Annotated in this window: 21 protein-coding genes and 1 pseudogene; 14 read left to right on the top strand and 8 right to left on the bottom strand. The window is 56.5% G+C overall.

Going from position 1 to position 17053, the window contains the following annotated elements; genetic code table 11:
• Positions 1-6: 6 nt before the first annotated feature.
• The 5 genes from RHM68_RS00550 to RHM68_RS00570 form a co-directional block, all read right to left on the bottom strand.
• A complete protein-coding gene (locus tag RHM68_RS00550; RefSeq protein WP_322220021.1) occupies positions 7-771 on the bottom strand; it encodes a hypothetical protein in 765 nt (254 codons plus the stop codon).
• 486 nt (positions 772-1257) lie between these two features.
• Positions 1258-2013, bottom strand: a complete 756-nt coding sequence (tcyN, locus tag RHM68_RS00555; protein WP_322220022.1) for an L-cystine ABC transporter ATP-binding protein TcyN — start codon at positions 2011-2013, stop codon at positions 1258-1260.
• Positions 2014-2017: 4 nt separating this feature from the next.
• Positions 2018-2683, bottom strand: a complete 666-nt coding sequence (gene tcyL / locus RHM68_RS00560) for a cystine ABC transporter permease (RefSeq protein ID WP_322220023.1) — start codon at positions 2681-2683, stop codon at positions 2018-2020.
• Entirely contained in the window at positions 2683-3477 is a 795-nt protein-coding gene (tcyJ, locus tag RHM68_RS00565; protein WP_322220024.1) for a cystine ABC transporter substrate-binding protein, read from the bottom strand. Before tcyJ ends, tcyL begins: the two co-directional genes overlap by 1 nt.
• A 234-nt stretch (positions 3478-3711) precedes the next feature.
• Entirely contained in the window at positions 3712-4704 is a 993-nt protein-coding gene (locus RHM68_RS00570; RefSeq protein WP_322220025.1) for a D-cysteine desulfhydrase, read from the bottom strand.
• A 190-nt stretch (positions 4705-4894) separates the two neighbouring features.
• Between RHM68_RS00570 and epsC the strand changes: the two genes are divergently transcribed.
• A complete protein-coding gene (epsC, locus tag RHM68_RS00575; protein WP_322220026.1) occupies positions 4895-5821 on the top strand; it encodes a serine O-acetyltransferase EpsC in 927 nt (308 codons plus the stop codon).
• 361 nt (positions 5822-6182) lie between these two features.
• Entirely contained in the window at positions 6183-8138 is a 1956-nt protein-coding gene (betT, locus tag RHM68_RS00580) for a choline transporter BetT (RefSeq protein ID WP_322223637.1), read from the top strand.
• A 17-nt stretch (positions 8139-8155) separates the two neighbouring features.
• Here betT and RHM68_RS00585 read toward each other — a convergent pair whose 3' ends face one another.
• Together RHM68_RS00585 and RHM68_RS00590 are read right to left on the bottom strand one after the other, a co-directional pair.
• On the bottom strand, positions 8156-8413 hold the full coding sequence (locus RHM68_RS00585; RefSeq protein WP_322220027.1) for a hypothetical protein: 258 nt from the start codon (positions 8411-8413) through the stop codon (positions 8156-8158).
• 83 nt (positions 8414-8496) lie between these two features.
• Positions 8497-9237 (bottom strand): SDR family oxidoreductase, encoded by a 741-nt coding sequence (locus RHM68_RS00590; protein WP_322220028.1) that lies wholly within the window; start codon positions 9235-9237, stop codon positions 8497-8499.
• A gap of 290 nt (positions 9238-9527) precedes the next feature.
• On the opposite strand from RHM68_RS00590, the gene RHM68_RS00595 reads away from it, so the two are divergent.
• The 12 genes and pseudogenes from RHM68_RS00595 to RHM68_RS00635 all read left to right on the top strand — a co-directional run.
• Positions 9528-10919, top strand: coding sequence for an S-type pyocin domain-containing protein (locus tag RHM68_RS00595; RefSeq protein ID WP_322220029.1), 1392 nt, complete (start codon positions 9528-9530; stop codon positions 10917-10919).
• A gap of 9 nt (positions 10920-10928) precedes the next feature.
• Positions 10929-11204 carry a bacteriocin immunity protein gene (locus RHM68_RS00600; protein WP_322220030.1) on the top strand — a complete coding sequence of 92 codons (276 nt, stop codon included), beginning with the start codon at positions 10929-10931 and terminating at the stop codon, positions 11202-11204.
• A gap of 285 nt (positions 11205-11489) precedes the next feature.
• Positions 11490-11864 (top strand): HNH endonuclease signature motif containing protein, encoded by a 375-nt coding sequence (locus RHM68_RS00605; protein ID WP_323567358.1) that lies wholly within the window; start codon positions 11490-11492, stop codon positions 11862-11864.
• Positions 11865-11874: 10 nt separating this feature from the next.
• Positions 11875-12138: a bacteriocin immunity protein gene (locus RHM68_RS00610; RefSeq protein WP_322220032.1), complete on the top strand. Its 264-nt coding sequence runs from the start codon at positions 11875-11877 to the stop codon at positions 12136-12138.
• Positions 12139-12423: 285 nt separating this feature from the next.
• A complete protein-coding gene (locus RHM68_RS26565; RefSeq protein ID WP_323567359.1) occupies positions 12424-12798 on the top strand; it encodes a hypothetical protein in 375 nt (124 codons plus the stop codon).
• 9 nt (positions 12799-12807) lie between these two features.
• Positions 12808-13083 (top strand): bacteriocin immunity protein, encoded by a 276-nt coding sequence (locus RHM68_RS00615; RefSeq protein ID WP_322220033.1) that lies wholly within the window; start codon positions 12808-12810, stop codon positions 13081-13083.
• A gap of 309 nt (positions 13084-13392) precedes the next feature.
• On the top strand, positions 13393-13749 hold the full coding sequence (locus tag RHM68_RS26570; protein WP_323567361.1) for an HNH endonuclease signature motif containing protein: 357 nt from the start codon (positions 13393-13395) through the stop codon (positions 13747-13749).
• Positions 13749-14009 (top strand): bacteriocin immunity protein, encoded by a 261-nt coding sequence (locus tag RHM68_RS00625; protein WP_322220035.1) that lies wholly within the window; start codon positions 13749-13751, stop codon positions 14007-14009. Before RHM68_RS26570 ends, RHM68_RS00625 begins: the two co-directional genes overlap by 1 nt.
• Positions 14010-14294: 285 nt before the next feature.
• Entirely contained in the window at positions 14295-14672 is a 378-nt protein-coding gene (locus RHM68_RS26575; protein ID WP_323567360.1) for a hypothetical protein, read from the top strand.
• A gap of 4 nt (positions 14673-14676) precedes the next feature.
• A complete protein-coding gene (locus tag RHM68_RS00630) occupies positions 14677-14937 on the top strand; it encodes a bacteriocin immunity protein (RefSeq protein ID WP_322220036.1) in 261 nt (86 codons plus the stop codon).
• Positions 14938-15246: 309 nt separating this feature from the next.
• Positions 15247-15537, top strand: coding sequence for a hypothetical protein (locus RHM68_RS26580; RefSeq protein WP_323561188.1), 291 nt, complete (start codon positions 15247-15249; stop codon positions 15535-15537).
• A pseudogene (locus tag RHM68_RS00635) lies at positions 15474-15800 on the top strand (LysR substrate-binding domain-containing protein); the annotation flags it as partial. The gene RHM68_RS26580 and the pseudogene RHM68_RS00635, both read left to right, overlap by 64 nt.
• A 62-nt stretch (positions 15801-15862) precedes the next feature.
• Here RHM68_RS00635 and RHM68_RS00640 read toward each other — a convergent pair.
• Entirely contained in the window at positions 15863-16903 is a 1041-nt protein-coding gene (locus tag RHM68_RS00640; protein WP_322220037.1) for a LacI family DNA-binding transcriptional regulator, read from the bottom strand.
• Between the last annotated feature and the right edge of the window lie 150 nt (positions 16904-17053).

The raw sequence follows: 17053 nt of genomic DNA on the forward strand, positions 1-17053 counted from the left end.
GGGTTCTTAGTTGGTACGCGGTTCAGCGGCCATGAGGTGTTCTTTTAACGGCACTTTCAGATAGGGATTGGCGCAGCCGATTTTCAGCGTTCGCGGCGGCGCCCAGCGCGAGTTGTTACCCACTCGGTCAAGGATGCAGTAGGTCACCTCGAGCCTGAGATCTTCGCCGGCTTCAAGAATGATCGCCGGCGGCACCCAGACCTGGATTGTCTGCCCCACATCGCCAGCCTTGAGCTTTGGCAGGTCCATGCGCACATCACCCCAGCGCAGGGTGATTTCATCGTCCACGGCCATGTTCAGGTAGGGTTCGATGGTCAGTGGCACGCCGCGTTTTATCTGGTTCGGGTTGACCCCTTGGCGGCGAATCGTGTCGGGGATGCCTACGGGGGCCAGGCTCTGGTTTTCGTCACCGCACAACGCGAAGGTTTGTCCGCCGGGGCAGTCGAGTTTGATCTGGACGTGAGTCGTCTTCGACAGTGCCGGTGCTTGCCCGACCTGCATGACCCGGTAGTGAGTATGTGAAGTGCCATTGTTGATGAAGCTTTCCGGCACCCGCAGCTGGACAGCGTGGCCGACATCACCCGTTATCAGGGTTTTCGACGCTACGTAGCAGTTGTCCCAGTACAGTTCGATAAGGTCGCCTTCATCCATGCCGGAGTAGGGCTCCACGTCGATCCGCAGGTGCGCGGCGCAAGTGATATTGATGCCGCTCCTGTGCGATTGCGCCAGAGTGGGTGCCGCCATTTCGGGTGTGTTCGAGGTACTTGTCATGGGGTTTCTCCTTGAAGCCTTCCAGCGAAGTCCATTTCTGAAAAATCAAAAGGCGTGAATTACCAAGCAACAAACTGTTCACTATTTACACATTGAAATAATGATGAAGTGCGATGAATGGCGCCTGTTGGAGACTAGATAAGAGCGCGCCTTAACAAGTGTCAAGAGAGAGTGTTAGTTGAACGTCAGTTCTTGCGTTATTCAGAATAATCCTACGTTCCGTGGTTAATAAACCACCTCTCCCTGTCGAATTTTTCCGTGATTTTAGTGAGTATTACGCTGCGGCCCTTTGCATCTGTGGGTGTCGTTTAGTGAACGATGTGGGGGATTTTAGGCGAGTTAAATCTGTTGCAAGGCATATATATGTACCGCACGCACTGGAAAGTACGAACCTATAGTGCAGGCAGTTTAAATAAAGGAAATGGGACTATAAGACGAGGTCGCTGTTACTTCCGTCCATGGAAGTTAAGGCGTGTTACAGGTTATTCAGTTCTGCGCGTTATTCAGGAACTTGCTGAGAAACTGCCGCGTCCGCTCTTCTTTTGGGTTGGCAAACAGCGCCTTGGCTTCGCCTTGTTCGACGATCACCCCCTTGTCGAAAAACACCACGCGATTCGCCACGTCTCGGGCAAACCCCATTTCGTGGGTGACGATGACCATCGTGCGCTTTTCTTCGGCCAGGCCGCGAATGGTCGCCAGCACTTCGCCCACCAGCTCAGGGTCCAGTGCCGAGGTCGGCTCGTCGAACAGGATGACTTCCGGTTCCATCGCCAGTGCCCTGGCAATCGCGACACGCTGTTGCTGGCCGCCGGAGAGGCGTCGCGGGTAAGCATCTTCCTTGCCCGCGAGGCCAACCTTGGACAGCAGCTTCATGCCCAGGGCAACGGCTTCGTTGCGTGGGATTTTTTTCACCACCAGCGGGCCTTCGATAACATTTTCGAGGGCGGTGCGATGGGGAAACAGGTTGAAGTTCTGGAACACGAAACCCACGTGCTGGCGCAAACGTCGTACCAGACTCTGTTGCTGGTTCAGGGGGCGGCTACTATCGATCTCTATGTCACCGACCTTGATCCGGCCGCTGGTGGGTTCTTCCAGAAAATTAAGGCAGCGCAGGAAGGTGGTTTTGCCCGAGCCGCTGGGACCAATGATCGCCACCACCTCGCCTTCCTTGACTTGCAGATCGATGCCGTTGAGCACCACTTGACCCTTGAACTGCTTTGTCAGTTTTTCCACGACAATCATTGGGTCAGGACTCCTGGTCGTGCCGATTGACCCGCGCTTCCAACCGGTTTTGCAGGTGCGACAGCACCGTTGCAAGTATCCAGTAGATCAGCGCGGCGGCCAGATACATGGTGAAGATTTCGAAGGTGCGAGCGGTGATCAATTGCGCTTGGCGAAACAGTTCCGGCACTTGAATGGTAGCCGCAAGCGCGGTGTCCTTGACCAGCGAAATGAAACTGTTACCCAGCGGCGGCAGAGCGGTGCGCGCCGCTTGCGGCAGGATGGCCCGCCGCAAGGTTTGCGCACGGGTCATGCCAATACTGGCGGCAGCTTCCCACTGGCCGCGCTCGATGGAGCTGATCGCGGCGCGGAGGATTTCACACGCGTAAGCCGCCATGTTCAGCGAAAAACCGATCAGGGCCGCGGGCAGCGGATCCAGCTCAAGACCCATTTGCGGCAAGCCGTAATAGATCACGAACAGTTGCACCAACAACGGCGTACCGCGAAAGAACGAGACGTAGATACGCGCGATCCAGCTCACCAGCTTGAAGCGCGACAGGCGCATGAGTGCCAGGCCGAAGCCCAGCAGCAGGCCGAAGAACATCCCACCCAGGCTCAAGATAACCGTGTAATACGCGCCCTTGAGCAGGAAGGGCGCGGAGTCCAGCGCGAGTTGGAAACCTTCTTGCATTATTGAGTGACGTCAGCGTTGAAGTATTTTTCCGAGATTTTTTTCAGCGTGCCATTAGCGCGCAATTTCTCGATGGCTTGGTTCACGGCGGCCAGCAGTTCAGGCTCGCCTTTGCGCAGGGCAACACCGGCTTCCTGGCGGGAGAAGGCTTCGCCGGAGATGGCGGTGTCCTTGGCTTTGCTGAGCAGTTCGAGGGCGGCCAGCCGGTCAACCAAAATGGCGTCGATACGGCCTACGCGCAGGTCCTGATACTTGGTCGGATCATCGTCGTAGGTCTTGATGATGGCTTGCGGGACGTTGTCTTTGAGCCACTGTTCGTAGTTGGTGCCCAGGCCCACACCGACTTTTTTGCCCGCCAGGTCAGCAGCGGTCTTGATGGTGCCTTCATTCTTTTTCAGGGTCAGGGCCTGAATCCCAGAGATGGTGTACGGCTCGGAGAAGTCATACTTCTTCTTGCGCTCGTCCGAGATGGTCACTTGGTTGATCACCGCGTCCAGTCGTTTGGATTCCAGCGCTGCAAGGATACCGTCCCATTTGGTCGGTTGCAGTTTGACCTTTACACCCAACTCTTTGGCCAGGGCTTCGGAGAACTCGACTTCGAAGCCGGCCAGTTTGCCGTCGGCGTCGACGAAACTGAACGGTGGATAAGTGCCTTCCAAGCCGACGTTGATCACGCCCGCCTGCTTGATTTTTTGCAGTTGCTCACCGGCAACTGCCTGCCCCAGCAGGCCGGCGCTGAGTGCCAGGCCCAATGAACCCACCAGCAGATTTCGACGTAGTGCGGAAAAATTCATGACAAGCCCCTGTGTTTTCTTATGGAAGACGCTTAAGGAAAGTTGGCAAATTCGGGAGTGAAACGACAGCGGTATCCTGCCTTAAAGCAGCCTGTGCGTCTCGCTGCAAATTCGCCTGCGGCGCGACTATATGACGTTCCTGTTAGATAGGAAAATACTAAATATTTAATTTGTTATTCTTTTGTGGAATAAGAATTCAGCATCGTTTCCGTACTCTTGCAGGAGAACGATCGGTTACAGGAAGTCTTTGTAGGCAAACAACGCCGGCGCCCCACCGGTGTGCAGGAAGATAATCGGACCTTCATCGAAGCGCCCGCGCCCAATGCCGTCCAGCAACCCGGCCATGGCCTTGCCGGTGTACACCGGGTCGAGCAGCACACCTTCCTGGCTCGCCAGCAGTTTCACCGCCGCCAGTGTTCCGGCATTCGGCTCGCCATAACGCGGGCCGAAATACTCGTCCCACAGTTCAACCTTGAAACTCGCTGGCAGGCTCACACCCAACAGCTCGGCGGTACGTTCGGCCAGGCCCTGAACTTTGGGACGCTGATCTTCATCGCTGCGTGACACTGTGACGCCAATCACCGGTAAATCCGGCAGCACTTCGCTCAGCGCCAGTGCCAAGCCGCTGTGGGTCCCGGCGCTGCCTGAGGCGAGGACGACGGCGGCGAAGGTCAGCCCGGTGTCCTTGATTTGTTCGGCCAGCTCCAGGCCGGCGCGCACGTAACCCAAAGCCCCCAAGGCATTGGAACCACCGATGGGCACCACATACGGTTTTTTCCCGTTATTGCGCAGACGTCCAGCGAGGGCTTGTAGTTGATCGTCGGCGTTGTCGAGGTTTTCTACCTGCTCAACCTTGGTGTCGAACAGGTCCAGCAGCAGCCGATTGCCGTTGCTGAGGTAGTTGGTGTCGTCGGTCCCTAGCGGGTTTTCCAGCAACGCCACACAGCCCAGCCCGCATTTTGCCGCCAGCGCCGCCGTCTGACGGACGTGGTTGGACTGGAGCGCGCCAGCGGTGATCAAGGTGTCGGCGCCCTGTGCCTGTGCATCGGCAACCAGGTATTCGAGTTTGCGCAGCTTGTTACCGCCCATTGCCAGCGGTGTCAGGTCATCGCGCTTAACGTAAACGTCGCGGCCCAGCCAGGTCGACAGGCGTTCGAGTTTTTCCAGGGCAGTGGGATGGCTGAGCAGGTCGAGGCGATTAAAGCGGGCAAGCTGTTGTTTGATCATGGGTCCGTACTGGCACAGGAAGATGTCAGGACTATAGGCATGCCTATTTGGCGCGGCAACCGCCAATTGCATATAGCCAAACGGGTTGGCCACCGCACAATTGGTTCTTAATTCGGCTTGAGGGGCATGCCGTAAAGTAACCGCCGTTGACGCGGCCAGACAGTCCGGCCGCCCGTGAGGAGTCTTTACCGTGAGCGAGCGTTCCAGTCATTGGCAATTGCAGACAATCGTTAGCCAACTGCGTATGGCGCGTGACCAGTGGCGCGCACAAAACGGTCGCGCCAGCGGCGAGCAGGGCGGTCGTGAACTGCCGTCGCGAGCGGCCATGGCCGACATTCTGGAGGCGCTGTGCGGTGCGTTGTTCCCGATGCGCCTGGGCCCGGTGGACTTGCGCGAGGAGAGTGAAGATTTTTACGTGGGGCACACCCTCGACGTGGCGTTGAATGCCTTACTGGGTCAGGCGCGACTCGAATTGCGTTACGCCGCCCGTCATAGTGCCGAGGTCGATACTGAAGTCGAGGTCCGGGCCATTCAGATCATTCAGGACTTCGCCCTCGCGTTACCGGGGCTGCGCAGTCTGTTGGACACCGACGTGCTGGCGGCCTACCACGGCGACCCCGCGGCTCGCAGTGTTGATGAAGTGCTGCTGTGCTATCCGGGGATTCTGGCGGTGATTCACCATCGCCTGGCTCATCATTTGTACCGCGCCGGGTTGCCGTTGTTGGCAAGGATCAGCGCAGAAATCGCGCACTCGGCCACCGGTATCGATATCCATCCGGGCGCGCAGATCGGACGTAGCTTCTTTATCGATCACGGAACGGGCGTGGTGATTGGCGAGACGGCGATTATCGGTGAGCGTGTGCGGATTTATCAGGCCGTGACCCTGGGCGCCAAACGTTTTCCGGCGGATGAAGACGGGCAGTTGCAGAAGGGCCATCCGCGTCATCCGATTGTCGAGGATGATGTGGTGATCTATGCCGGTGCGACGATCCTGGGGCGGATCACCCTTGGCAAGGGTTCGACCATCGGCGGCAATGTGTGGTTAACCCGCAGCGTCCCCGCAGGATGCAACCTGACGCAGGCCAATTTGCAGCATGAGGAGGGGGCGCAGAAGTAAATCCCGAGGTCTCGGCTGACGGCGACGGCGACGGCCTCGCCGCAAGGCTGCTCACGAAGGGTTTCATGCCGAAGCGGGATAATGGCCGTTAGCTCATTTATCACTGAACGAATTAGCCGATCCCCGCGTCATACCCTTCCTTGAACTAACGTAGGAAAGGCACCGCCCAGCCCTGCGATTAGTCCTTAGCGTCCTATTCATGTTTAACTTGAACGTTCATTCAAGTTAAACCGCCGGTTTGCTGCCCGCTCACAACAGGAGGCTTGCCCTTGCCGAGTCCGTTATTGATTGCCCTGTTTCATCCCTTTGAGGTGCGCCTTTCATGAGTGCGCCGTCCACCCCTATTAGCGGCCAGGTCCGCATGAACCCGCCGGTGTTCTACTTTTCGGCGGGTTTTATTCTGCTGTTTGGCATTGTCGTCATTGCCATGCCCGAACAGGCCGGTGCCTGGTTACTCGAAGCGCAAAACTGGGCGGCCAATACGGTCGGCTGGTACTACATGCTCGCGATGACGCTGTACCTGGTCTTCGTGGTGGTTACTGCCTTGTCCGGCTACGGCAAGATCAAGCTCGGTGCCGACCACGACGAACCCGAATTCAGTTACCTGTCCTGGGCCGGCATGTTGTTCGCGGCGGGGATCAGCATCACGCTGTTCTTTTTCTGCGTCTCCGAACCGCTGACGCATTTAGCGCAACCACCCCAAGGCACGGCCGGCACGCCAGACGCTGCGCGCCAGGCGATGCAGATTTTGTTTCTGCATTGGGGGCTGCATGGCTGGGGCGTTTTTGCTTTCGTCGGCATGGCCCTTGCCTACTTTGCCTACCGGCATAACCTGCCGCTGGCCCTGCGGTCGGCGCTTTACCCGCTGATCGGCAAACGCATCAACGGCCCTATTGGCTATGCGGTGGACGGCTTCGGCATCATCGCCACTGTGTTCGGCCTCGGCGCCGACATGGGCTTCGGAGTGTTGCACCTCAATTCGGGTCTGGACTATCTATTCGGAGTCGCTCACACCCAGTGGATTCAGGTGGGCCTGATCACCCTGATGATGGGCGCGGCGATCATTGTTGCAGTCTCCGGCGTCGATAAAGGCGTGCGGGTGATGTCTGACATCAACATGCTGCTGGCCTGCGCGCTGCTGCTGTTTGTGCTGTTCGCCGGCCCGACGCAGCACTTGCTCAACACCCTGATCCAGAACATCGGTGACTACCTCGGCGCACTGCCGATGAAGAGTTTCGACCTATACGCCTATGACAAACCGAGCGACTGGCTCGGCGGTTGGACGGTGTTCTATTGGGCTTGGTGGATTGCGTGGTCGCCATTCGTGGGCCTGTTCATCGCGCGGATTTCCCGTGGCCGGACCATCCGCGAATTCGTCTTCGGCGTGTTGCTGATTCCGCTCGGTTTCACCCTGGCGTGGATGTCGATTTTCGGCAACAGTGCCATCGACCAAGTGCTCAACCACGGCATGAGTGCGCTCGGCATGTCGGCCATCGACAACCCGTCGATGACCCTGTACCTGCTGCTGGAAACCTACCCGTGGAGTAAAACCGTCATCGCGGTGACGGTGTTTATCAGCTTCGTGTTCTTTGTGACCTCAGCTGACTCAGGCACCGTCGTGCTGTCGACATTGTCGGCCAAGGGTGGCAACCCGGATGAAGACGGGCCGAAATGGCTGCGGGTGTTCTGGGGCGCAATGACGGCGCTGGTGACCAGTGCGCTGCTGTTCTCCGGCAGTATCGATGCGCTGAAGTCCGCCGTGGTACTGACTTCGCTGCCGTTCTCGATGATCTTGCTGCTGATGATGTGGGGGCTGCACAAGGCGTTCTATCTGGAGTCGCAGAAGCAGATTGCACAGATGCATTCCCTGGCGCCGGTCTCCGGCTCTAAACGTGGCGGTTGGCGTCAGCGCTTGAGTCAGGCGGTGCATTTCCCTTCGCGCGATGAGGTCTATCGCTTCCTCGACACGACAGTGCGCCCGGCGATTGAAGAAGTGAGCGCGGTGTTTGTCGAGAAAGGCTTGAGTGTTGTGACTCAGCCTGACCCGGCGAATGACAACGTCAGCCTGGAGATCGGTCATGGCGAGCAGCACCCGTTCATCTACCAAGTGCAGATGCGCGGTTACTTTACGCCGTCCTTTGCCCGTGGCGGGATGGGTTCCAAGCAACTCAACAACCGTCGTTATTACCGGGCCGAAGTGCATTTGGCTGAGGGCAGTCAGGACTACGATCTGGTGGGATACACCAAAGACCAGATCATCAACGACATCCTCGACCAATACGAACGGCACATGCAGTTCCTGCACTTGGTGCGCTGATTGGAGACCGGTGGCGCCTAGGCGTTGTTCAACACCCTGAACAGAACCAGTGCCGCCACCGGCACCCCAAACACCACGCTGCCGACCACCAGTTCCGCGCTGAGAGACTGGCCGGCAGTGACGATGCCGATGGCGCCGTTGATCACCGTCAGTGCCAGCCACAAGGCGACGAAGCTGTAGGTCAGGGTCTGGCGACTGAAGCCGATGCGTTCGCCGATGAACAGCATCAGTGCCAGCAGGACCAGGCCGAAGAAGATGATGATGGTGGTGTGCATAGTGGTGTCCCGTCCTTCAGAGGTGTGCTGCTTCGAGGCCGCCTTCTCGTGAAGGTGTCACTGCCGTATCAGGCTGAGCATAGTTAAACCAACCCACCATTGGCGCGCAAAATCTGCCCGTTGACCCACGCCGAATCCGGCCCCACCAGAAACGACACGACGCGAGCGATGTCTTCAGGCTGACCCAAACGCTCCAGCGGCGGCATTTTGGCGAAGTTCTGGATCTGCTCTTCACTCTTGCCATGCAAAAACAGCTCGGTCGCCACTGGCCCTGGCGCCACGGCATTCACCGTAATGTTGCGCCCACGCATTTCTTTGGCGAAGACCTGCGTCAGCGACTCCACCGCCGCTTTGCTGGCGATGTATACCGCGTAGCCCGGCAGGTTCATGCCGACCGTACTGCTGGAGAAATTGACGATTCGCCCGCCGTCGTTCATGCGTGTCGCCGCTTCACGCAAGGTATTGAAGGTGCCTCGGGCGTGGATGTTGAAGGTCTGTTCGAACAGCTCATCAGTGTGTTGCGCCAGCGGCATCACGTTGAGAATGCCGGCGTTGTTGACCAGCACATCGACCTTGCCCAGTTGCGCTTCGGTCTCATCAAACAGTCGGCGCACGTCCTCGGCACTGGCCACGTCAGCCTTGACCGCTATGGCTTGATGCCCGGCCTGGCGCAATTCGACTGCCAGCTTAGAGGCCTCGATGGCGCTGTTGGCGTAGTTGATGGTGACGGCGAAACCTTCACTGGCCAGTTGCTTGGCGATCACTGCGCCAATGCCGCGCGAGGCGCCGGTCACGATGGCAACTTTCGACGTTTGAGTCGTCATGGCGTTGATTCCTTTAGAGGTGTTTGATTGGGTGAAGCCAGACTCACATGTTTACTCAAGCTGATAAACGGGAGTGTAAGCCGCAACCCCAGAAACTTCCGTCACCTTGGTTGGACCCGTAAGGCCGGCTGCCTTCTAAAGAATAGGCAGTGGTGGCGGAGTATGATGCTGTAGCCCTCTACCTGCCCCTCCCTCAATAAAAATGGCGATAAGCCGGTATTTGACCACTGGCTTACGGCGGTTACTCTTCGGCCCTCATAAATGGATTTGACCTGTGAAGAGTGCTGATAATGCCCCAGAAATTGTCTGAGGAAAGTGATGAAACACTCAAGCGCCGAGGGCTGGTACGGTGTAAAACATGGACCTACGTCATTACTCCGATACCGCACAGCATGGAGCCATCTGGCCCCTCTAAAGCAAAAATTGCCTCAGTGCGTGAGCGGGAACAAAAGGAAGAGATCCATCGATACGAAGCGCTTCAAAAAGCCGAGCGCGCCCGACAAGAGGAATTTCTTCGTCGATGTGACGAACGTGAAAAAGCCGAGTTACTAAAACCTCCTCCCGTTCAGGACTGCACATTTGCCAAATCCACTAGCGTGGCGAAGGGGCACGTCTGCCATCCGAACGGCACAGTCCCGTTTGAGGGCTTGGGCAATTACGGCACCTATGCCGTGCTCAGCACCCGCGAGGCCATCACCTCGGCGGGCACACCTCTTCAACTGATCGGTGGCTCAACCACGGCACTGACCTTGGCTGGCCGAGTCGGTGGCTCGTTGTCGATGGGTTTGTCCGGTGCTGCCGTCAGCGCAGGTGTTGTCGCGGGAGGTATTGCGGGTACCGTCGCGATGCTCTGGCCCAATACCTTTGCGTCTGACGCCGCGTTTTACAACACCGAAGAATTCGCCAATCTGGCCGCCGCCAACATTGGTGTACGGATCAACGTCAAACACCTACCCGGTGAATCAGTCAGCGCGTTCGGGGTATACACCGGCAATAACTCCGCGTGGCGAAGTGTCCCGGTGATTGCTGCCACCGCACGCGGTGATCAATTGGTCGCGGATCTGGGTGACGGCGTAGAGTTGATCTGGACACCTGCCGTCGATACCGGCAGCGTGCTGGGCATTCCAGCGCTGGAAGGTGCCCCGCAATTACCTGCGGCGTTTGTCTTTCCCGAAGCCGACCAGGCCGAGCAACGCTATGAGCATCCGGCTAACCCACCGGACTTCCGGGACGCCATTATCTGGTTTCCGAGTCAGCCGCAAATCCTGCCGGTCTACATCTCGCTCAATGTGCGTGGTGCGCCGGGCGTGGTCACAGGCGTGGGTCAAGACGTGACGGGGATTTGGCTCGCTGGGGCAGGCATTGGGCTGGGTTCCCCAATCCCAACGCGAATTGCCGACCAGCTCAGAGGGCGCGCGTTTTCGAGTTTTGGCTCGTTCAGACGGGCGTTCTGGGTGTCTGTTTCGAGAGATCCTGAGTTGAGTTCGCAGTTCTCACCGAGAGACCTTGATCGTATGCGTGCTGGCAGAGCGCCGCGCGTCGACATTGCAGATATTGCAGGCTCTAGAATTTCACATGAGATACATCACGTTGAGTTAATTTCTGAAGGTGGAGAGGTTTACGACGTGGATAATCTACGGGTCAACACTCCCAAAAATCATATTGAAGTACACCAGGATTAAGGTGCAGCCATGAGCGATCCATTTATCAAAAACAGCCTTGCAGATTACACAGAAAACGAGTTCGTGAAATTTCTTGAAGAAATATTTAGAGAGGATGTTGCTCCGACCGGCGAGCGAGCCGATGTGCTTGTTTTGCATTTCAATAAAATTGTCGGTCACCCCAGTAAAATGAACTTGATTTATCGCCCGGAGCCGGGAGCCGACACATCTGCTGAAGGCATCACCAAGACCATCAAAGAGTGGCGCGAAGCCAATGGCCTACCGGGCTTTAAGCCTCGCTTCTGATCGATCGTTCAGGAGTGTAGTGATCAACTAATTTCGGATACCTCGATAGGGGATTTTGACGCCATCGCTCGCTCGTAAATGGTCGGTGGCAGATATCCCAGTTTCGAGTGCAGCCGTTCGTTGTTGTAAAACCCAAGAGGGTGTACTCAGTGATGTCGCGTATCGCTGTAACGCTATGAGCATCCGGCAAATCCACCGGACTTCCGGGACGCCATTATCTGGTTTCCGAGTCAGCCGCAAATCCTGCCGGTCTACATCTCGCTCAATGTGCGTGGTGCGCCGGGCGTGGTCACAGGCGTGGGTCAAGACGTGACGGGGATTTGGCTCGCTGGGGCAGGCATTGGGCTGGGTTCCCCAATCCCAACGCGAATTGCCGACCAGCTCAGAGGGCGCGAGTTCTCAAGCTTTGATGCGTTCAGGAAGGCGTTTTGGGTTGAGGTTGGAAATGACTCAGAACTGAGCAGGCAATTCAATCAGCAAAACATAGGTCGCATGCACGATGGCTATGCACCCAATGCTCGCTACAACGATGCTATAGGGAAAAGAAAAGTTTTTGAATTGCATCATATTGACTTGGTGTCGGAAGGTGGAGAAGTTTACGACGTAGATAATCTGCGGATTAACACTCCTAAAAATCACATCGATATTCATCGAGGTTAGTAGGTACGCCATGAACAACAGTTTCTCGGACTACACCGAAGCTCAGTTTATTCGCCTCATGCAGGAAATATTTACGGCTAACAATAACGGTACTCCCGACGACGTCCTGGGCGAGCTTTTGGACCAATTTTGTAAACTTGCGGAGCACCCCGATGGGACTGATTTGATCTACTACCCTGAATCGGAAGATCAATGCACCCCGGAAGGTATCACCGAAACTGTGAAAAAATGGCGCGAAGCCAACGGCTTGCCAGGCTTTAAGCCTCGCTTCTGATCGATCTTTCAGGAGTGTAGTGATCAACTAATTTCGGATACCTCGATAGGGGATTTTGACGCCATCGCTCGCTCGTAAATGGTCGGTGGCAGATATCCCAGTTTCGAGTGCAGCCGTTCGTTGTTGTAAAACCCAAGAGGCTGTACTCAGTGATGTCGCGTATCGCTGCAACGCTATGAGCATCCGGCAAATCCACCGGACTTCCGGGACGCCATTATCTGGTTTCCGAGTCAGCCGCAAATCCTGCCGGTCTACATCTCGCTCAATGTGCGTGGTGCGCCGGGCGTGGTCACAGGCGTGGGTCAAGACGTGACGGGGATTTGGCTCGCTGGGGCAGGCATTGGGCTGGGTTCCCCAATCCCAACGCGAATTGCCGACCAGTTCAGAGGGCGCGAGTTTTCAAGTTTCAACTCGTTTAGACGGGCGTTCTGGGTGGCTGTTTCGAGAGATCCTGAGTTGAGTTCGCAGTTCTCACCGAAAGACCTTGATCGTATGCGTGCAGGAAGTGCTCCACGCGCCACAGAGGTTGATATGGTGGGTATGAGACAGTCCCACGAGATACATCACGTTGAGTTGATTTCTGAAGGCGGTGAGGTCTACAACGTTGATAATCTTCGGGTCAACACCCCTAAAAATCATGTCGAAGTACATCAGGGTTAAGGTAACAACATGAGCGATCCATTCATCAAAAACAGCCTCTCGGACTACACCGAATATGAGTTCGTTAAATTCTTGGAAGAGCTTTTTAAGGAGGATGTTGCACCGACAGATGTCCGTGCAGACATCCTTTTGTTTCATTTCAGGAAAATCATCGGACACCCATGCGGTGCGGATTTGATTTACCACCCTGAGCCGGGAGCCGACACATCTGCTGAAGGCATCACCAAGACCATCAAAGAGTGGCGCGAAGCCAATGGCCTACCGGGCTTTAAGCCTCGCTTCTGATCGATCTTTCAGGAGTGTAGTGATCAACTAATTTCGGATACCTCGATAGGGGATTTTGACGCCATCGCCCGCTCGTAAACGGTCGGTGGCAGATATCCCAGTTTCGAGTGCAGCCGTTCGTTGTTGTAAAACCCAAGAGGGTGTACTCAGTGATGTCGCGTATCGCTGTAACGCTATGAGCATCCGGCAAATCCACCGGACTTCCGGGACGCCATTATCTGGTTTCCGAGTCAGCCGCAAATCCTGCCGGTCTACATCTCGCTCAATGTGCGTGGTGCGCCGGGCGTGGTCACAGGCGTGGGTCAAGACGTGACGGGGATTTGGCTCGCTGGGGCAGGCATTGGGCTGGGTTCCCCAATCCCAACGCGAATTGCCGACCAGCTCAGAGGGCGCGAGTTCTCAAGCTTTGATGCGTTCAGGAAGGCGTTTTGGGTTGAGGTTGGAAATGACTCAGAACTGAGCAGGCAATTCAATCAAGACAACATTAAACGGCTTGTAAAGGGACTGGCACCAACGACTCGCGTGCGTGATCAGATAGGAAAGCGGATTTCCTTTGAGTTGCACCATGTTGAGCGTATCGCTGACGGCGGTGCTGTTTATCATGTGGATAACCTGCGGGCTAACACCCCAAAAAATCATATAGATATTCATAGGGAGGCTCAGTGATGGAGCTTAAGGGCGCACTTTCTGATTACACCGAAGACCAGTTCAAAGCATTGATTCAGTCTATAAAAGACTGTGAAGGGACCGAGGATTTTCAGGCTGGGTTAATAGAACACCTGAACAGCCTTGCAGCGGGTGCCGGTGGTTCTGACCTGATCTATTATCCTGAAAATGGTTCGGACAACTCAGCAGAAGGAGTCGTGCAGGCAATTCAGGCTTGGTGCTTGGCCAACGAACTACCAGGCTTTAAGCCTCGCTTCTGATCGATCTTTCAGGAGTGTAGTGATCAACTAATTTCGGATACCTCGATAGGGGATTTTGACGCCATCGCCCGCTCGTAAACGGTCGGTGGCAGATATCCCAGTTTCGAGTGCAGCCGTTCGTTGTTGTAAAACCCAAGAGGCGGTACTCAGTGATGTCGCGTATCGCTGTAACGCTATGAGCATCCGGCAAATCCACCGGACTTCCGGGACGCCATTATCTGGTTTCCGAGTCAGCCGCAAATCCTGCCGGTCTACATCTCGCTCAATGTGCGTGGTGCGCCGGGCGTGGTCACAGGCGTGGGTCAAGACGTGACGGGGATTTGGCTCGCTGGGGCAGGTATTGGGCTGGGTTCCCCAATCCCAACGCGAATTGCCGACCAGCTCAGAGGGCGCGAGTTCTCAAGCTTTGATGCGTTCAGGAAGGCGTTTTGGAAAGCAGTAGCAGGCGACCCTGAATTGAGTCGGCAATTCAATGAAGACAACTTAGACCGTATACAGACAGGCTATGCACCAACTGCTCGGGATAAAGATACTGTAGGGAAAAGAAGTACGTTTGAACTGCATCACGTTGAGCGTATTGCTGACGGCGGAGCCGTATATGACGTGGATAATCTCAGGGCTAATACTCCCCAAAACCACATAGCCAATCACCGGAAACAATAGATCTATGAAAAAAAGTATCTCGGAGTACACCGAAGCTGAGTTCATTCGCTTCATGCAGGAAATACGTGGGGCAAACAAGAGCGCATCAGACGAAGTGCTGGGCGAACTTTTGGAGCAATTCAGGCAGCTCACAGGCCACCCTGATGGCAGTGACCTAATCTACTACCCTGAAGACGGTGCAGATAATTCAAACGAAGGCATCACCGAAACTGTGAAAAAATGGCGCGAAGCCAATGGCCTACCGGGCTTTAAGCCTCGCTTCTGATCGATCGTTCAGGAGTGTAGTGATCAACTAATTTCGGATACCTCGATAGGGGATTTTGACGCCATCGCCCGCTCGTAAACGGTCGGTGGCAGATATCCCAGTTTCGAGTGCAGCCGTTCGTTGTTGTAAAACCCAAGAGGCGGTACTCAGTGATGTCGCGTATCGCTGTAACGCTATGAGCATCCGGCAAATCCACCGGACTTCCGGGACGCCATTATCTGGTTTCCGAGTCAGCCGCAAATCCTGCCGGTCTACATCTCGCTCAATGTGCGTGGTGCGCCGGGCGTGGTCACAGGCGTGGGTCAAGACGTGACGGGGATTTGGCTCGCTGGGGCAGGTATTGGGCTGGGTTCCCCAATCCCAACGCGAATTGCCGACCAGCTCAGAGGGCGCGAGTTCTCAAGCTTTGATGCGTTCAGGAAGGCGTTTTGGGTTGAGGTTGGAAATGACTCAGAACTGAGCAGGCAATTCAATCAAGACAACATTAAACGGCTTGTAAAGGGACTGGCACCAACGACTCGCGTGCGTGATCAGATAACTGCGTATCACGCACCACCGCCAGGCCGTTTCCGTTTGAATTTAGGGTCGATGGCGAACTGAAGGAAGTGGTCATCGACAGCGCGCTTTCAGTGTTCGGCGCGGAAATTTATGCGGCCTCGGCGATTGCCGGACTTGGCATCATCCAGTGCCCGCATTACCGGATGGAAGCGCTGATTGCCCAAGGGCTGGTGCAGGAAATCCTGACCGACACACCGCCGCCAACGATGCCGGTTTCCGTGCTGTACCCGCACAACCGACACCTGTCGCCACGGGTTCGGGTGTTTGTGGATTGGTTGGGGGAAGTGTTTGCGGGGGCGGTGTGAGCCGCGTCCCAAATGATCGTTCCCACGCTCTGCGTGGGAACGATCATGGCCTGAAAAATCCGTCAGGCGCTCTCGCGTTCGATCACTCGGCACTCCAGCAGGTTCAATCGCTGCACCTCGTGCGCCACCGGCAACACCCCCAGACTCTCCAGCACCCGCGTCGCTGCCAGCACGCCGATTTCCAGCGCGGGCGGCTTGATGGTGCTTAAGCTCGGCAGCAGCATTTCGGCAAACGGGTAATCGCCAAAGCCGAGGACGGCGCAGTCTTCGGGGATTTTCAGCCCGGCGCGTTGCCCGGCGAGTAGCCCGCCGGCGGCGAGGTTGTCGTTGGCGAAGATGATGGCGTCGGGCGGCGGCGAGGCCTTCATCAGCGCCTCCATGGCCTGCTTCCCGGCGTCGAACGGCGCACGATCCGCATCCGGAGCGAACACCCACGGTTCCAGTCCCCACTCGCGAACCGTGGCCGCATAGCCGTCACGGCGCTCCAGCGCACTGAAATCCCCGACTGCGCTGTTTTGCACAAAGGCGATTCGCCGATAGCCTTTGCGATGCAAATACCGGGCAGCACTAACGCCCACTTCATAGTGCGAAAAGCCGATCTGCACGGGCTCGCGTTCGGGTTGGTAATCCCAGGTTTCGATCACGGGGATGTCGGTGTCGGCAATCAGTTTTTCGGTGCCGGCACTGTGGAAGTGGCTGGTTAGCACCAGCGCTGCCGGTGACCAGCCGAGGAACGCGCGCACCGCGCTTTCTTCCTGTTCGACGCTGAAGTAACTCGACGCCAGCAACAGTTGATAACCGTGGCGGCTGAGGGTGTCGCTGAAGCCCTGGAGGGTGTTGGCGAAGATGGGGCCGGAGATGTTCGGGATAACCATGCCGACAATTTTGCCGCGGGCTGACGCCAGACCACCGGCCACCAGGTTTGGCACATAACCCAACGCGGCCACCACCGCCGCGATGCGTTCGCGTCGTTCCAGCGAGACGTGCTCCGGTTGGTTGAAGTAGCGCGATACGGTAATCGCCGAGACACCGGCGTGGCGGGCCACGGTATTGAGGGTCACACGGCCGGCGCCACGGCGTTTGCGGGGCTTGTCTGCACTCAACGGGAAATCCCTCTTAAAAACTAAAACGCATATAAAAGTAATTTTTCAGTATTGGACGGTCTATGCGCGGCTTGTTGATACTGGCGATGTTAGCGCTAACAAAGCGCGCTGTCTGCTACTCGCTCGAGCGAATGCCCAAGACATATTCAC

This window comes from Pseudomonas sp. DC1.2 (assembly GCF_034351645.1).
Lineage (GTDB): Bacteria > Pseudomonadota > Gammaproteobacteria > Pseudomonadales > Pseudomonadaceae > Aquipseudomonas.

Bases quoted from the DNA above. Each gene is read 5' to 3' on its own strand.
- RHM68_RS00550 (WP_322220021.1), bottom strand. From the start codon at position 771: ATGACAAGTACCTCGAACACACCCGAAATGGCGGCACCCACTCTGGCG.
- tcyN (WP_322220022.1), bottom strand. From the start codon at position 2,013: ATGATTGTCGTGGAAAAACTGACAAAGCAGTTCAAGGGTCAAGTGGTG.
- tcyL (WP_322220023.1), bottom strand. From the start codon at position 2,683: ATGCAAGAAGGTTTCCAACTCGCGCTGGACTCCGCGCCCTTCCTGCTC.
- tcyJ (WP_322220024.1), bottom strand. From the start codon at position 3,477: ATGAATTTTTCCGCACTACGTCGAAATCTGCTGGTGGGTTCATTGGGC.
- RHM68_RS00570 (WP_322220025.1), bottom strand. From the start codon at position 4,704: ATGATCAAACAACAGCTTGCCCGCTTTAATCGCCTCGACCTGCTCAGC.
- betT (WP_322223637.1), top strand. From the start codon at position 6,183: ATGAACCCGCCGGTGTTCTACTTTTCGGCGGGTTTTATTCTGCTGTTT.
- RHM68_RS00585 (WP_322220027.1), bottom strand. From the start codon at position 8,413: ATGCACACCACCATCATCATCTTCTTCGGCCTGGTCCTGCTGGCACTG.
- RHM68_RS00590 (WP_322220028.1), bottom strand. From the start codon at position 9,237: ATGACGACTCAAACGTCGAAAGTTGCCATCGTGACCGGCGCCTCGCGC.
- RHM68_RS00595 (WP_322220029.1), top strand. From the start codon at position 9,528: ATGCCCCAGAAATTGTCTGAGGAAAGTGATGAAACACTCAAGCGCCGA.
- RHM68_RS00600 (WP_322220030.1), top strand. From the start codon at position 10,929: ATGAGCGATCCATTTATCAAAAACAGCCTTGCAGATTACACAGAAAAC.
- RHM68_RS00610 (WP_322220032.1), top strand. From the start codon at position 11,875: ATGAACAACAGTTTCTCGGACTACACCGAAGCTCAGTTTATTCGCCTC.
- RHM68_RS00615 (WP_322220033.1), top strand. From the start codon at position 12,808: ATGAGCGATCCATTCATCAAAAACAGCCTCTCGGACTACACCGAATAT.
- RHM68_RS00625 (WP_322220035.1), top strand. From the start codon at position 13,749: ATGGAGCTTAAGGGCGCACTTTCTGATTACACCGAAGACCAGTTCAAA.
- RHM68_RS00630 (WP_322220036.1), top strand. From the start codon at position 14,677: ATGAAAAAAAGTATCTCGGAGTACACCGAAGCTGAGTTCATTCGCTTC.